This is a genomic window from Agrobacterium pusense (assembly GCF_013285525.1).
GTDB lineage: Bacteria > Pseudomonadota > Alphaproteobacteria > Rhizobiales > Rhizobiaceae > Agrobacterium > Agrobacterium pusense.
The window spans coordinates 1,397,501-1,413,247 of sequence record NZ_CP053857.1 but is presented as its reverse complement, the minus strand read 5'-3'; the positions used below and the strand labels follow the sequence as shown (position 1 = coordinate 1,413,247).

Sequence of the window (15,747 nt, the reverse complement as noted above, 5' to 3'; positions counted from 1 at the left end):
CGACGGATAACATAAAGGGTGGGTACACGCACTTGCCGCGGGTGCTCGGGGCGGTTTTGTGTGGCGTTGTGCCATGCCCGAAACGCAAGAAAGCCCTCTGCAATGAGAGGGCTTTCATGTTGCATTTCTTCGTAATTTTGGTTGCGGGGGCCTGACTCCATGGAGACTTGTAAATTCTGCGAGTTAAGCAGCGCATTGGCGAAAACAATTCCCATTCTGCCGTCGTCGGCTATGAACCGCCAAGAGCGGACATCGCCATGTAAGGGAATAAATGACCAAGTTGGGGCCGAAAGCGGATTGTCCGGTTTGATTATCGTTCGCTGAATAGCAGCCGCTCTGCGGTTCTCTTTCACCGTCAACATATACAGCTTGCCGATCGAGATTGGTTGCTTGAACCGGTTCCTCCGCCCCGGCTCGCCTACTTCTTCATGCCTGGCCCGACCGAACTGGATGGCGCTTCCTTTTGCTGCAGCATGAAGAGTGACCATGCGGAAATGAAGAGTGCGGCAATCAGGGGCCCGATGACGAACCCGCTGAGGCCGAAGAGCGAGATCCCACCGACGGTCGAAATGAGGACGACATAGTCTGGCAGTCGCGCGCCCTGTCCGACCAAGGGAGGACGCAGAAGGTTGTCGATCAGACCGATAACGAGAGCGCCGACCGTGACCATAACGAGCCCCTTGATCCAGGCACCAATGAGGAAAAGCCAGATGGCGGCTGGCAACCAGACGATCGCGGCGCCAATGGCAGGGAGCATCGAGAGAAACGTCATCACCACGCCCCAGAGCAGGGCTGCTTCTATGCCGAGGGCCCAGAAAGTTAAGCCTCCTATGATGCCCTGGACAATTGCGATGATCACATTGCCGCGGACCGTGGCACGGACCACAGCCGCGAACTTGTCGACAAACTGTCGCGTATAGTCATCACTCAGTGGAATTGAGTGGCGCAGGGTCTTTCCAAGGGACGTGCCATCCCGGAACAAGAAGAACAGAAGATAGAGCATCAGCCCCATGCTGATGAAGAATTGCAGCGTGTTCTGACCGAAACTCAACAGACCGCCTGCAATAGACTGGCCCGCCTCCATCAGACCGGACGAAAGCCTTGCCCATAACTCGTCAAAACCATCAAGCTTCAGCGAGGTCAGCCAGGTGCCTACAAAGGCTGGAAGCACGGCCTGCAAACGCAGAAGATGGGCGTTGAGATCGATCTCGTTGCTGCTGATGCGCTGATAAAGGCTCGTCCCTTCTTGAATGAGGGATGCCAGGATACCGAGAGCCGGCAGGATGACGAGGCAGATGCAAAGAAGGAGCGTCAGCAATGCCGCGACCGTTGGGCGACCACCCAGCCACCGCTCCAGCCGCTTGTGGACGGGGAAGAAAAGGATCGCCAGGATGACGGCCCATAACACCGCTGTGTAGTAGGGGATGAGAAGCCACACGAAGGCGATCGTGATGATGAGAAGCAGGACATAGAAGCTTGCTCGCTGGATGGTCATTTGGCATCTTCCTCTTGTCGGCTCCGCCCTCAGCCAATGGGATAGGTCGAGGTCTTGGTCCATCGCGCCAGATGCTTGATGGTCGTCAGTCGACTTCTTCCGTGACGACTTCGAAATGCGTCAGCGTTGCTGGTCCGAAGGCTGTCGAGAGCGCGACATCCGTGGCATCACGCCCCCTCGCCATCAGGATGCGCCCGATGCGCGGGACATTGTGGCGCGCGTCGACGGTCCACCAGCGACCGCCGAGATAGACCTCGCACCAGGCACTGAAATCCATGGGATGCGGATCCTTCGGCACGCCAATGTCACCCAGATAGCCGGTGCAATAGCGGGCAGGGATATTGAGGCATCGGCAGAGCGTGATGGTGAGATGCGCAAAATCGCGGCAGACGCCTGTCCTGTCCATGAAGCCGCCGTAAGCCGTGCGGGTCGGATCGGCCTTGTCATAGTCGAAGGCGAGATGGCCATGGACGAAATCGAGGATGGCCTTCACCCGCGGCCAGCCCAGAGGCGTCGCGGAAAACTGCTTCCAGGCAAAATCGGCCAGGCGGTCCGTGTCGCAGTAACGGCTGCCCAGCAGGAAGACCAGCACGTCATCGGGCAAATCCTGAATCGGAAGCTGCACGACCTGCTCGGGTAGAAAGTCCGGCAGCCCGCTGTCGCTCACTTCGAACTCGGCGGAGATCATCGTCCTGCCGGGAGGTGCCAGGATCCGGCTGCAGGCGTTGCCATAGCCATCGAGATAGTCGCGATGGGAAATCGATCGGCTGAAGGCGAGGTTTTGTTCGCTGCACAGATCCCGTTCTCGCGACGGGTGAATTTTCAGAACGAGCAACATCGGCGTCTCGTTCTGACACTCGTATTCGATGGAAAACCCTGCGCAAATCTTCATGCCACCGTCCTTCTGCAATGTCGCCAAACCTATCTGTTCATGGCAAAGGTTGAGGCGCGTCGGCGTTCCGATCCATCCCCGCATTCAGAACGGAGGAGCTCGTCAGCGTCACCCCACCGTCTAGCGGGAGAAGCCTCAGGCTGCGGTGCTCGTATTCGAATGAAACGTCGCATGGGCGACGGTGACACTCATGCCCTTGTCGCTGGATGCAATCTCCACCCGTGCATCGAGTTGTTTCGCCAGAGCCTCTATGATCAAGGATCCGAGACCCGATCCGGGCTCAGTCGGCTTCTCCGTCACGCTGCGACCGACACCGTTGTCAGCGACGACCAGGCGCCAGTCCGTGTCACGTGTCTCATAGCTGACGAGAACTCGCTCGGACCCCGTGGATACCGGGAAGGCATACTTGATGGCGTTGATGACGAGTTCGGTCACGATCAGGCCTATGCTCACGGCGTTGCGTGACGGGAGGGTGCTCTCACTGGCACGCAGATCAATTGAGATCGGCCGGCTATACAGAATGATCGACTTTGCCAAACCGTCACAGAGCTTCTGCAGATAGGCCGAAACTTCGATCTCGTCGACGCCATCCGTCAGGTGGAGGTAACTCTGCACCGATGCGACCGACATGACGCGCTGGCGGGCGTCTTCGAGATGGCGGCGGCTTTCCTCGGACGTCACAGAGCGCGCCGTGAGCATCAGAATGCTGGCGATGATCTGCAGGCTATTGGCCACGCGGTGCTGCATTTCCTGGAAGAGAACGCGCTGCTGGACGAGCAATTCCTCCGAACGCTCCAGCAGAGCCTGTTTCTCAGCTTCCGCCCGCCTTGCTTCGGTGATGTCGCGAAATGCAAGCAACGTGTTCGGGGCGGATGATCCGCCATAATCGACGGTTCGCGCCGACATCAGGAGCACGCGGCGTCCGATCTTGGCGACATCCCTGTCAAACTCGAAGGCGGATATCTCCGGGTGATCCGGGATGGCAGCAGCAAGGCGCTGGCGAAGCACGGGGATATCCCATTGCCGCTCATCCAGATCGAACAGGCTGACGCCATGCGAATGTCCTGGATCGATCTCGAACGTCTCGAAGAAGGTACCGTTCGCCGCAACCAGCCGCAAATGACTGTCGAGAACGACGAAGGGTTCCGGTATGCTTTCAACGATAGCGAGCGCGAGCCTTTTCGCGTCACTCGGGTCCCCGAATTGCTGCATCGGCTATCCCTCCAACGCAGAGCGAAAGATCCCAATTGACCTCCGACCCTGCACGTCATAAAATACTACGCCTCGTTGTTCCACTTGGCCATAATAATCAGATTGAATCGTTTGCCCTTGTCAAAGTGGCACGAACCGATCCCTTGGACGCGGACTTAGGGGAACCCGGTTTCCGAACAACCTTGCGTCAATCCTTTTAGGTTGAGGCTCAATTCTGAGAATGACCACACAATACAGCGACTGACCAAAGGCTGCCGGGAGTTCCAAACAGTAGTCTCGACAACCTCCACTGCTAAACTCCCCATTTTCTGATGAACCAGGTTTTTACGATGGTTGTCAGCACGGCGTAGCCAAGCAGAAACGAGGCAACATGAATAGCCCCCAATTTTGTAGACACCCTCGGGTTAGATTTTCTGCTGCTTCTCAAACTCGACGGGCGACAGCATTCCGTTCCTGACGTGTTTGCGTTTCGGGTTGTAGAACATTTCAATGTAGTCGAACACGTCCTGGCGTGCTTCATCGCGTGAACGGTAGACTTTGCGGCGTATCCGCTCTCGCTTCAGAAGATTGAAGAAGCTCTCGGCCACCGAATTGTCATGGCAGTTGCCGCGTCGGCTCATCGAGTGAACCAGATTGTGGTGCCTGAGGAACAGGCCCAGTCCATGCTGGTGAACTGCGAACCCTGATCCGAATGGATCAGCACCTTGTCCTTCGGCTTTCGCCTCCACACCGCCATAAGCAGAGCCTGCAATACGACGTCCGTGGTCAGTCGGCTCTGCATCGCCCAGCCGATGACACGGCGGGAATAGAGGTCGATTACAACCGCAAGGTAAGCGAAGCCCTCGCAGGTTCGGATGTAGGTGATGTCCGTGACCCAGGCCTTGTCCGGAGCCGCGACATCAAATTGCCGGTCGAGCGTGTTGTCGATGGCGACGGCAGGCCTGCCGCCATAGATGCCGGGACGGCGTTTGTAGCCAATCTGCGCCTTGATCCCGGCGAGACGGGTCAGACGTGCGACCCGGTTCGGGCAGCACATCTCTCCCTGATCGAGAAGGTCGTCGTGCAGCTTGCGATAACCGTAAACCTTACCGCTCTCTTCCCATGCCTTCAGGAGTAGATCGGTTTGCCGCTTGTCCTCGTTGGCGCGCCTGCTCAGCGGGTTCTTCAGCCAGGTGTAAAATCCACTGGGATGAATTCGCAGAAGGCGGCACATCGGGCGCACCGAAAACTGCAGGCGATGCAGGACAATGAACGCTTGACTATCATTTTGCATCCTTGGCTAAATACGCGGCCGCTTTCCTAAGAAACACTCTCCGCATCGGGGATGGGATGAAGTTGATATCCCAAAGAGCGAGCACTGCGCTGCAGGTTTACCAAGACTCGATCGCGATGGCGCTCGTCATATGCTGCCGCACCAGGATCACGATAAGCCATGCCGGACCGAAGGGCATTGAAGAAGAGAACCGCGATCTTGCGTGCCGTCGCCGTCACGGCTTTCTGCTTTCCGATGCGCCCTGCCAAACGTCGGTAAAATGCACCCAGTGCCGTGTCGCTTCGGCCAATAGTAGTGGCCGCCAACCGCAAGAGCGCGGCTGCCCGGCTCGATGATCGGCGCGTTCTCGGTGAGAGAAGTCTTCCGCCAGATATTTTGTTGCCGGGAGCCAGACAGAGCCATGATGTGAAGTGCTTGGCGGTGGGCCATGCTCGCAGATCCGTTCCGCATTCGCCGATGAGCTTGAGGGCGAGCGAGGAGCCGAGGCCGTGAATCTGGGTTAAGTCGGTACCCGTAAGGCCGTATAGAGCGGCCCGGACATCAAAGGACGGTGCATTCGTCTGCTTGGTCTTTGTCCGGATTTTTGGCAGCGGCGCGAGCGGCACTTCGACTCCCACAGTCATCATGGCGATCGCCGTTTCCAGCTTGCGGTCGCATTCACACATCTTCATCTGGTAGAAGTCGTAAAGCTCCAGCGATTGGGAAAGCGCAAACACGTGTTCATCACGGTCGTTACCGATCAGGGATGATCGGATTGTTTCGACAGAGGAGTGGCAACGGACATCCCGCAATGATGCCAGAACGTCAGGATCGCGCTCACCGGAAACGATTGCCCGGATAATCTTCATGTCCGTCACGCCGGTAATGTCGGAGACGACATGATGAAGCTGCAGGTTCATCTCCATCAGAGCCTTCTGCATGTGTTGGATATGGGCTGCGGCATATTCGACAGCCGTTCTCGTTGACGCAAATAAGCACGCAGCGTTGCGACTTGTGCGTTCGGCCGAAAGCTTCCACGCAGCAGGCCATAGGAATGCAACTGGCGCAGCCACGCCGCATCATTGACGTCGGTCTTCCGCCCTGGGACGTTCTTCGCGTAGCGGGCATTGACAAGGATCACCTCAAACCCATGCTGCTCGAGGATCTCGAACGCCGGTATCCAGTAGACGCCGGTCGACTCCATAGCCACGCTTGTGACACCGCAGGATCGGAACCAGGCGGCGAGATCATGCAGGTCATGGGTGAAGGTGCCAAAAGCGCGGATCGGCATGTCGTCGCTGTCCGGATTGACCGCCGCCATATGTATTGTGGACCCGATGTCGATCGCGGCTGCGCTCGGGTTCGTGCGGGTGAGGTTCTGCGGGGCATATGATCTTGTCTTGGGCATGGCTTCTCCTCCTTCGGTGCGGGAGGGGCTGGGCCGCGCAAGTTCGTCATTTTCCTAACCGGGATCGCCGCCAAAGCCGCGTCACCACTCTCAAGTTCGCAACAGCCCATGTGCCACGTTTTTTAACGGGGTCGAACGCCTCCAATAAGCAGTCGGCAACTCCCCTCCGGCAGCTATCGTAGCACGACCAGTTTCTAACGCGCACAGGCGGATCGAAGCCCGTGACCGTTTTTTAGGATATCTCGCTCCTCGGTGACGCGAGCCAGTTCCTTCTTCAGCCGCCTGATCTCCTCGGCCTCGTCGTTGCCATTCGTAGAGGGAATGCTGGCTCACGCCGAGACGTTGCGAAACCTCTGCAACCGGATAGCCTCGCTCCGTGATCTGACGCACCGCGTCGCGCTTAAACTCTTCGCTGAAATTCGATTTGCTCATGATGCTCTTCCTGCCTCAAAATTAGGAAAGAAGGCGTCTACAAATCTAGGGGCTATTCACACCGTTATGGTATTGTGTATCCGTTAGCGCGCTCCCGACCACTGGCGTACCGCGTCAGCATAGGCCTTGAGGATTGCTGACCATGCGCCTGGGACGACGAGGGCGATGGCAGCGCGAGCCCGTCATGCGATCGGAGAGGTGAAGTCTTGACACCGAAACGACCCGGCCCGGAGAGTCTGTCCATAGGCAAGCTCTCGGGCGATGGTCATGGCAGTACGGCGCCTTCAAGCCCTGTTGCCTCGATGCGGAGTTTCTGGGGATTGATGCGCGCCTACTGGCTTTCCGAACAGTGGCGCGAGGCTTGGGGGCTTACAATAGCGATCGTTGTTCTCACCGCATTGTCCGCCAACGCAAGCGTATGGTTTGCAGTGACGTCGGGTGAGTTGATTAACCGGATCGCATTCTTTCATGATCCGGCCACGCAGACAACGCTCGACGCACTATTGACGACCTTCGCAACACTCGCCGCCATCGCCATCCTAAAGGACGCGGGCTTCACGGCGAGCCGTCATTTCCTGTCGACTACACTACATCGCAAGTGGCGGGCCTGGCTCGACAAGACTTTCAACGAGGCCTTGTTCGACTCCAATCACACCCATTTCCACCTTCAGCAGATCGGATCAGATACTGACGGATTGTCCGTTCCGGCGCCGGACAATATCGACCAGCGAATCCAGGAATCGATCAAAGGCATGACCGGTGGCGCCATAGGATTGGCCATGGGTATCGCAGGGGTTCTACTATCCCTCGGTTTTGTCGGCAGCAAAGTGATCGAGACGTCAACCGACGTGAACGGGCTGGAATTCCTCGGCAGCTATGGCAGCGCGGGCCTCGCCTTCGTTGCCATCGCAATCTATGTGCCGCTCAACACGCTGCTCGCGGCCAAGCTGGGCGGAATGCTCCAGCGTCTCTCGGTGCGTATGCAATGGGCTGAAGGCAGTTACCGAAACGAGTTGAACACGTTCCTGCACCGGAGTTTTCATGTCGCGGTCCTCCATGCCGAGAGGGCTCAGAAAGCCGTCAATGCGCGCAGGTATCGCGACATAGACGAGACCTGGGCCGGTCAGAACCGGGTCACCGCTGTCTATCTGGGCTTTGAACTCGTGCACAATTTTATAGGTGCGAGGATTGTAGCTTACGCGCCCAACCTCCTTCCCTATGTTAACCGGAATATTAGCCTGCAGCAGTATATCACCGGATCTGAGCTCACGAATGCTCTGATCAACGATTGCTCCTGGTTCATCCATGTGATGCCGGACATTGCCACGCTCCGGGCCAATGCACGACGGATCACAGATCTTGCAGTCGCTATCGAGTGCGTTCAAAGCCCGCAGGAGTTCTACGCGCGCAGTGGTCCTTGCGAATTCGAATACAGCAAGCAGAAACCGGAATTTGGACTGACGATCAAAAATCTGGAACTGCTGCATGCCCGCGCTGAACAACCTTTCCTGAATGCGGACCGATTGCAGTTCACTCCCGGCGAATGGACACTCATCGTCGGTCCGTCCGGAAGTGGCAAGACATCGCTTCTAAAGGCAATCAATGGACTCTGGGCCCATGGCCGGGGCTCCGTTTTGATGCCGCGGCACATCAGGGCACTCTATGCAGCGCAGGAGGTGCGGCTCCAGAACGTGTCTCTGCGAGAGCTCGTCTGTCTTCCCGATCCGGTAAGTGCTCATTCCGAAACGAGTATCAGGTCCGCGCTGGAGCAGTCGGGGCTGGGAACGCTATGTGATGCCCTGTCAGATGATGGCCGTGACGGACAGACCTGGGATCAGCTTCTGTCGGGAGGACAGAAGCAAAAGCTCGTGCTTGCCCGCATATTACTCTTACGACCGGAGCTCATCTTTCTCGATGAAGCGACAAGCGCACTGGACACGGAAGCAGCACACGCATTTCACCAGGCAATCAAGAAACAGTGTCAGAATGCAATCGTCATCGCCGTAATGCATGATGTATCGCCAATTCGATCATCGCGTGGCATCGATTTTTTTGACAGTGTTCTTAGCATTGAGGGAAAGGTAGCCGCCAAAGATCCGATCGAGAGTTGGCGAACCAAGATTAAGGCGGCACAGTCAGAGTGATCAGGGCGATGAACCGTCCTCTTCTTCGCCAGCTTCGATCCCCGAGACATTCGCTATATCGAGCGCAAAGAACACGTGGGGTGACGCTGAGCGGATCGGTTGTGGAGTTGGTTTCAGAGCGCCTGGCTCCCACCAATCAAAGTGCTGTTCAAGAAGCGACCAGGCTCGCAGCCGTTCATCGTGGTGACGCTCGTCGTTGGGCAACTCGCGATAAGTGGCGTCCACGATGACGCTCATCCAGTGATGCTTTTCTTGGTAGCTATCCAACTGCAAACAGGCATGGGGATTAGCCCTCAGGAAGTCGACCTTCTTGCCCGGCATAGAGAATGCGTAGAGGTGAGTCCCCTCGTAGGCATAGTATATGGGGATGACGTAAGGAATGTTGTCCTTGGCGCACGCCATCCTCGCCAGTCGCTGGTCCGCTATCATTTCAATGCAGGCGTTGTGTGTCATTTCCCGAATGAACATGGAGGTTACTCCGGCGATCATCTGCACACGAGATTTGCCTTGGCCTCCCGGCCTTATACTGACACTAGGCAGAACATTGCAAAGCAACGTTGACGGTGCCTGGGCAACCTGCGGCTATCTCAACCATTTTTGGGTTCAGCACTTCTGCGGTATCCGCGATCGAATGGCCTACGCCGGCTCGACACGGTCAACATCTCATCAGCTTACGCTCAAGTTGAGCATCTGCCTAACAGATTCATGAGTTGCGCCCATGACTGGTATTTCTGTTAGGACCGCCGCCTCCAGAATTGTCTAGCTCACTTGATACCGGTCAATTGACGCAGAAAACCGCGTGTTACCTTCAGCATGAGGTCTGGCAGATTGTGTCCGGATTAAAGGTGTTGGAATGCTTGAATACAGGATCTCGGCACGGCGGATTGATCCAAGGGAGAGCGTTGCGCGTAGCGGGAGTGCGCAGGTCAGGCTCGCCACCGGACTGACCGGTCCGGTCGACGCCTTTAATCCGGCCGAACTGTTGCTGGCATCTGTTGCAGCCTGCATGATCAAGGGGATCGAGCGTGTCCTGCCCCTCCTCGATTTCTCTCTCGATGGCATCGAGGGGATGCTTCATGCGGTTCGGCAGGATGATCCGCCACGTATCGTCTGCATCGACTATGAACTCGTGGTCGATACCGAAGAGAGCGACCAGCGGCTCGAACTCCTGCACAAGAACGTCCGCAAATACGGCACGATCTCCAACACCGTGGCTCTCGCGACCCGCCTTGATGGCGTCATCCGGAGGGCCTCATGAGGAGCCTTCACAGCGAAACGCATCTCGTTTCCCGGATTGGATGGCTGCGAGCCGCCGTTCTCGGCGCCAATGACGGCATCGTGTCGACCGCAAGCCTGATCGTCGGGGTGGCAGCCTCTGCGGCGGGGAGTTCCGAGATCCTGATCGCCGGCATCGCCGGACTGGTTGCCGGGGCCATGTCTATGGCGGCGGGCGAATATGTTTCGGTGAGCTCCCAGGCGGACACCGAACAGGCCGATCTCACCCGCGAACGGCTGGAGCTTGAAAGCCAACCCGATCTGGAGCGCGAAGAACTTGCACAGCTATATGTCAAGCGCGGTGTCGATATCGATCTGGCCAGAAGGGTGGCCGAGCAATTGATGCAGAAGGATGCGCTCGAAGCGCATGCCCGCGAAGAACTCGGCATTTCCGAGATCACCACCGCCCGACCGATCGTGGCTGCTCTGACATCGGCGCTGACCTTTGCTGTCGGTGCCATGATGCCGCTTGCCATGGTGTGGCTGGCGCCCGCAGACCAGCTTGTATGGCTCGTCTCGGCCGCGTCGCTGCTGTTTCTCGCACTGCTTGGAGCCATCGGCGCAAAGGCTGGCGGGGCAGATGTGCTAAAAGCCACAATCCGCGTCACCTTCTGGGGTGCCTTTGCCATGGCGCTGACGGCAGGCATTGGCGCGCTGGTCGGAACCGCCTTCTAGGTGGTGCGTAACGCTTAGATGCGATGCCTCCGTGTGGATCCCACACCGGCAACAGGACCGTTAGTCGCCGATCGCGAGGGAGTGAGATCATGACCTATACACTCGATAAGACAATCGAAGGCATGCCATTTGACGCTGTGGTCGCGGCCACCAAGGACGCCCTTTCGACGAAGGGGTTCGGTGTGCTGACCGAAATTGATGTACGAGCGACCATGAAGAAGAAGCTCGACGTCAATGTGGCTGACTATCTCATTCTCGGTAACTGCAATCCGAAAATGGCGCTCGAGGCGATGAAGATGAACCCAGGGTCGGTGCCATGCTGCCCTGCAATGTGATCGTGCGATCGCTGGAGGACGGGACCATCATGGTCAGCGCCATCGATCCCGTCGCCTCGATGCAGGCGATCGATAACCCGCATCTCAAGACAGTCGCCGGACAGGTGCGGTCTCTCCTGCAAGACGCCGTCGCCGCAATCTGAGGCACCGGTTCCCGGGCTCTGCCGCAGGCTCACTGAACGGTTCAGGATTGCGCTCGGCCTGCGGCGGCGTCTTAGATCGCGCAGATCTCAGGTCTCGAGGGCGCGCCTGATCTTGCTGCGGACGATGGCGCGGCGGGTCTTGTCGTCTGCAGCCATGCGAAGCTTAGCCTGGAGATCCTGGATCAGGCCCTGATAGTCTTTGTTCCAGTCGCGATGACCCGCCTGCGCAGGATCCATGCGAGGCGGTGGTAGGAAGGTCGAGATATCGACAGGGCCATCGGCTTCGAGACGAATGGCCGAGTCGATGTGTAGGATGAATATCCGTTCCTCCCCAACAACAGCGGCGACCCGTGCCTTCATGGCGGCCAGTGCCTGATCTTCACCATGCACCAGGAAAACTGCCTGGCGGATCGGCTTTCGAGAAGAGAGCCAGTCCGCCAGCTCGGCTCCATCGGCATGTCCGCTGTAAACATCGATCGAGCGGATCCTCGCCCTGACAGCAATCTCGTCGCCCTGGATTTTCGCGGACGCTGCACCGTCCTGGAGTATCCGCCCGAGCGTTCCCGCAGCCTAGAAGCCGACGAGAAGCACTGTCCCCTCCTCGCGCCACAACCAGTTCTTCAAACGGTGTCGGATGCGCCCTGCCTCGCACATGCCGCTTGCTGCGATCACGATGTGAAAGCCCTTCACGAAGTCCAGCGCCTTGGATTGCTCAACGCTTTCGGTGAAGCGTACAAAGCGCGAGCGGATCGCGCGCTCCAGAAGGTCGCCATTGTCCAATTCGCCGGAATGAGACTTGAAGATCTCGGTCGCCCTTGTTGCCAGCGGAGAGTCGATGATGACAGGGCATTCGGGGATCTTCTTCTGCTCTATGAGGAAGACGAGATCGGCGAGAAGCTCCTGAGTTCTCTCGACGGCGAAGGAGGGAATGATCAGAGCCCCGTCCTGATGCCGGGCGGCGGCGTTTACCTCAGCCTGCAAGATCCGTCTGCGCATCTCATCGGTCGTGTCGATGCGGTCCCGGTCGCCATAGGTGCTCTCGCAAACCACATAATTCCAGCCCTGAGGATCGGCAAGCCGCCGGGGCACCAACTGGCATGCCTCGGGGTCCACGGCCGGATCGCCAGTATCCTCGCCGCGATGGAAGCAGCAACGATCCTGGAGAAGCAGTTCGAGGCGCTGAAGCAGCACGACTATCTGGAGAAGCGGCGGGCCGGCGAGCTTGACAGTGCGCAGGAACGCCAAAAGCTCCTCGACGCGTATGCGGAGGAGCTTTCAGTTAAAGTCTTGATGGTCTTGATCTGGTTGCGGGGGCAGGATTTGAACCTGCGGCCTTCAGGTTATGAGCCTGACGAGCTACCGGGCTGCTCCACCCCGCGTCCAGCGCATTCGGCAAGGCCGAATGTCGCGGTTACGTCGTTGCTTTAGCGACGACGGATCTTTGCCGGAGTAAATTGCGGAGCAATTTATCTCCTGTAAGGGACGCGCTTGGCGTTTTCCTTAAGTTTTGTCTTAAACTGCAAAAGGCCGCTTTTGGCGGCCCTTTTTTGTCGGCTGGGCCGAGGGATGTGATGAGAAGATTTTGATGCGTTTTGCAGACCTGGCAGCGACCTACTCTCCCGCGTCTTGAGACGAAGTACCATTGGCGCTGGGGCGTTTCACGGCCGTGTTCGGAATGGGAACGGGTGCAGCCGCCCCGCGATAACCACCAGGTCGGCAAAACGCAACATTGTTCATGTTTTCACATGAACGTTGTTTTCGAGAAGCTGGGAAGCTTGCGCTTCGTTTTAATTTACACGTCGTTTCCGTGACTTATCCGTATGTTGCCTTGCTCGAGGTTGAGCGTGGCGCCCATACAGGACGCTAGTCCGTCGCCAATCGTTTGGCGCGCCGTCTGCAGCGTAGTGGCCGAAGGCCACGTCAGCGTGAAGACAGAACAGATCATCAAGCTTTGCTTGATGAGCATGAACAATGGGAACGAAGAAGTCGATCGAGCTATTAGTAACGGTAAGCTTCACACATTGCTGTGCTTCCACACCCGTCCTATCAACGTGGTCGTCTTCCACGGCTCTGATAGGGAACACTCGTTTTCAGGTTGGTTTCCCGCTTAGATGCCTTCAGCGGTTATCCATTCCGTATATAGCTACTCTGCTATGCCCTTGGCAGGACAACAGATCCACCAGAGATACGTCCATCCCGGTCCTCTCGTACTAGGGACAGATCCTGTCAATATTCCTACACCCACGGCAGATAGGGACCGAACTGTCTCACGACGTTCTGAACCCAACTCACGTACCGCTTTAAATGGCGAACAGCCATACCCTTGGGACCTGCTCCAGCCCCAGGATGCGATGAGTCGACATCGAGGTGCCAAACAACCCCGTCGATATGGACTCTTGGGGGTCATCAGCCTGTTATCCCCGGCGTACCTTTTATCCGTTGAGCGATGGCCCTTCCACACGGGACCACCGGATCACTATGACCGACTTTCGTCTCTGCTCGACTTGTCAGTCTCGCAGTCAGGCTAGCTTATGCCATTGCACTCGACGACCGATTTCCGACCGGTCTGAGCTAACCATCGCGCGCCTCCGTTACTCTTTCGGAGGCGACCGCCCCAGTCAAACTACCCACCATACACTGTCCCGGATCCGGATAACGGACCGCGGTTAGACATCCACGAAGATAAGGGTGGTATTTCAAGGATGGCTCCACAGAAACTGGCGTCCCTGCTTCAAAGCCTACCACCTATCCTACACATGCCTTGGCGAATGCCAGTGTAAAGCTATAGTAAAGGTGCACGGGGTCTTTCCGTCTGACCGCAGGAACCCCGCATCTTCACGGGGAATTCAATTTCACTGAGTCTATGTTGGAGACAGCGGGGAAGTCGTTACGCCATTCGTGCAGGTCGGAACTTACCCGACAAGGAATTTCGCTACCTTAGGACCGTTATAGTTACGGCCGCCGTTTACTGGGGCTTCAGTTCAGAGCTTGCACCCCTCCCTTTAACCTTCCAGCACCGGGCAGGCGTCAGACCCTATACGTCGTATTGCTACTTCGCAGAGCCCTGTGTTTTTGATAAACAGTCGCTACCCCCTGGTCTGTGCCACCCCATCATACTTGCGTACAAAAGGGTCACGCTTCTTCCGAAGTTACGCGTGCAATTTGCCGAGTTCCTTCAACATAGTTCTCTCAAGCGCCTTGGTATACTCTACCTGACCACCTGTGTCGGTTTCGGGTACGGTCTATACGGTGGAGCTATTTCCTGGAACCTCTTCGCCGCCCAACCAATCCAATAAGGTTGAACAACACACGAGATCCGTCACTACCACCAGGCCCACGAATATTAACGTGGTTCCCATCGACTACGCGTGTCCGCCTCGTCTTAGGGGCCGGCTAACCCTGCTCAGATTAACTTTAAGCAGGAACCCTTGGTCTTTCGGCGAGGGAGTCTCTCACTCCCTTTATCGTTACTCATGTCAACATTCGCACTTCCGATATCTCCAGCAGCCCTCACGGGTCCGCCTTCACAGACTTACGGAACGCTCCGCTACCACTTGCGATTACTCGCAAATCCTCAGCTTCGGTGCATGGCTTTAGCCCCGTTACATTTTCGGCGCAAAGACCCTTATTTAGACCAGTGAGCTGTTACGCTTTCTTTAAATGATGGCTGCTTCTAAGCCAACATCCTGGTTGTTTTGGGATCCTCACATCCTTTCCCACTTAGCCATGACTTGGGGACCTTAGCTGGAGGTCAGGGTTGTTGCCCTTTTCACGACGGACGTTAGCACCCGCCGTGTGTCTGCCGACTAGTACTCCTCGGTATTCGGAGTTTGGTTAGGATCAGTAAGACGGTGAGTCCCCATAGCCCATCCAGTGCTCTACCCCCGAGGGTATTCGGTCGACGCTCTACCTAAATAGATTTCGCGGAGAACCAGCTATTTCCGAGTTTGATTGGCCTTTCACCCCTAGCCACAAGTCATCCCGAACTATTGCAACAGTTATGGGTTCGGCCCTCCAGTTGGTGTTACCCAACCTTCAGCCTGCTCATGGCTAGATCACTCGGTTTCGGGTCTAATGCAACTAACTCAATCGCCCTGTTCAGACTCGCTTTCGCTGCGCCTACACCTACCGGCTTAAGCTTGCTAGTTACACTAAGTCGTTGACCCATTATACAAAAGGTACGCCGTCACCCTTGCGGGCTCCGACTGTTTGTAGGCATCCGGTTTCAGGTTCTATTTCACTCCCCTCGTCGGGGTGCTTTTCACCTTTCCCTCACGGTACTTGTTCGCTATCGGTCATGCACGAGTACTTAGGCTTGGAGAGTGGTCTCCCCATGTTCAGACAGGATTTCACGTGTCCCGCCCTACTCAAGGACAATGACTGTTCTACGCGTAAGGGGCTATCACCCTCTATGGCCGACTTTTCCAAATCGTTCCGCTTTATTCATCATTGCCACTGGCCTGGTCCGCGTTCGCTCGCCACTA

General features: G+C 57.0%; 7 protein-coding genes, 1 tRNA gene, 2 rRNA genes and 5 pseudogenes (1 of these 15 running past the window's edge). 4 read left to right on the top strand and 11 right to left on the bottom strand.

The window, feature by feature from the left end; genetic code table 11:
- Positions 1–418 precede the first annotated feature (418 nt).
- The 6 genes and pseudogenes from HQN82_RS20090 to HQN82_RS20065 all read right to left on the bottom strand — a co-directional run.
- Positions 419–1,495: an AI-2E family transporter gene (locus HQN82_RS20090; RefSeq protein WP_173615698.1), complete on the bottom strand. Its 1,077-nt coding sequence runs from the start codon at positions 1,493–1,495 to the stop codon at positions 419–421.
- A gap of 85 nt (positions 1,496–1,580) precedes the next feature.
- On the bottom strand, positions 1,581–2,387 hold the full coding sequence (locus HQN82_RS20085; protein ID WP_173615697.1) for a transglutaminase-like domain-containing protein: 807 nt from the start codon (positions 2,385–2,387) through the stop codon (positions 1,581–1,583).
- Positions 2,388–2,522: 135 nt separating this feature from the next.
- A complete protein-coding gene (locus HQN82_RS20080; RefSeq protein WP_173615696.1) occupies positions 2,523–3,599 on the bottom strand; it encodes a sensor histidine kinase in 1,077 nt (358 codons plus the stop codon).
- A gap of 404 nt (positions 3,600–4,003) precedes the next feature.
- Positions 4,004–4,854, bottom strand: a pseudogene (locus tag HQN82_RS20075) (IS3 family transposase); the annotation flags it as partial.
- A 44-nt stretch (positions 4,855–4,898) separates the two neighbouring features.
- Positions 4,899–6,259 (bottom strand): annotated as a pseudogene (locus tag HQN82_RS20070) (IS110 family RNA-guided transposase).
- Between the two features lie 215 nt (positions 6,260–6,474).
- Positions 6,475–6,691 (bottom strand): annotated as a pseudogene (locus tag HQN82_RS20065) (transposase); the annotation flags it as partial.
- 206 nt (positions 6,692–6,897) lie between these two features.
- Between HQN82_RS20065 and HQN82_RS20060 the strand changes: the two are divergent.
- Positions 6,898–8,835 (top strand): ABC transporter ATP-binding protein/permease, encoded by a 1,938-nt coding sequence (locus HQN82_RS20060; protein ID WP_234904880.1) that lies wholly within the window; start codon positions 6,898–6,900, stop codon positions 8,833–8,835.
- On the opposite strand, the gene HQN82_RS20055 is transcribed toward HQN82_RS20060, so the two are convergent.
- Positions 8,836–9,303 carry a pyridoxamine 5'-phosphate oxidase family protein gene (locus tag HQN82_RS20055; protein ID WP_173615695.1) on the bottom strand — a complete coding sequence of 156 codons (468 nt, stop codon included), beginning with the start codon at positions 9,301–9,303 and terminating at the stop codon, positions 8,836–8,838.
- 385 nt (positions 9,304–9,688) lie between these two features.
- Between HQN82_RS20055 and HQN82_RS20050 the strand changes: the two genes are divergently transcribed.
- The 3 genes and pseudogenes from HQN82_RS20050 (at position 9,689) to HQN82_RS20040 (ending at position 11,263) form a co-directional block, all read left to right on the top strand.
- A complete protein-coding gene (locus HQN82_RS20050) occupies positions 9,689–10,093 on the top strand; it encodes an OsmC family protein (protein WP_173615694.1) in 405 nt (134 codons plus the stop codon).
- Entirely contained in the window at positions 10,090–10,785 is a 696-nt protein-coding gene (locus tag HQN82_RS20045; RefSeq protein ID WP_173615693.1) for a VIT1/CCC1 transporter family protein, read from the top strand. Before HQN82_RS20050 ends, HQN82_RS20045 begins: the two co-directional genes overlap by 4 nt.
- A gap of 89 nt (positions 10,786–10,874) precedes the next feature.
- Positions 10,875–11,263 (top strand): annotated as a pseudogene (locus HQN82_RS20040) (DUF302 domain-containing protein).
- An 87-nt stretch (positions 11,264–11,350) separates the two neighbouring features.
- On the opposite strand, the pseudogene HQN82_RS20035 reads toward HQN82_RS20040, so the two are convergent.
- The 4 genes and pseudogenes from HQN82_RS20035 to HQN82_RS20020 form a co-directional block, all read right to left on the bottom strand.
- Positions 11,351–12,331, bottom strand: a pseudogene (locus tag HQN82_RS20035) (MBL fold metallo-hydrolase); the annotation flags it as partial.
- Positions 12,332–12,565: 234 nt separating this feature from the next.
- Positions 12,566–12,642 (bottom strand) — tRNA-Met (locus tag HQN82_RS20030).
- Positions 12,643–12,861: 219 nt separating this feature from the next.
- Positions 12,862–12,976, bottom strand: a 5S ribosomal RNA gene (gene rrf, locus HQN82_RS20025).
- A 264-nt stretch (positions 12,977–13,240) separates the two neighbouring features.
- A 23S ribosomal RNA gene (locus HQN82_RS20020) occupies positions 13,241–15,747 on the bottom strand; it runs 294 nt beyond the window's last position.

Bases quoted from the DNA above. Each gene is read 5' to 3' on its own strand.
- HQN82_RS20090 (WP_173615698.1), bottom strand. From the start codon at position 1,495: ATGACCATCCAGCGAGCAAGCTTCTATGTCCTGCTTCTCATCATCACG.
- HQN82_RS20085 (WP_173615697.1), bottom strand. From the start codon at position 2,387: ATGAAGATTTGCGCAGGGTTTTCCATCGAATACGAGTGTCAGAACGAG.
- HQN82_RS20080 (WP_173615696.1), bottom strand. From the start codon at position 3,599: ATGCAGCAATTCGGGGACCCGAGTGACGCGAAAAGGCTCGCGCTCGCT.
- HQN82_RS20055 (WP_173615695.1), bottom strand. From the start codon at position 9,303: ATGTTCATTCGGGAAATGACACACAACGCCTGCATTGAAATGATAGCG.
- HQN82_RS20050 (WP_173615694.1), top strand. From the start codon at position 9,689: ATGCTTGAATACAGGATCTCGGCACGGCGGATTGATCCAAGGGAGAGC.
- HQN82_RS20045 (WP_173615693.1), top strand. From the start codon at position 10,090: ATGAGGAGCCTTCACAGCGAAACGCATCTCGTTTCCCGGATTGGATGG.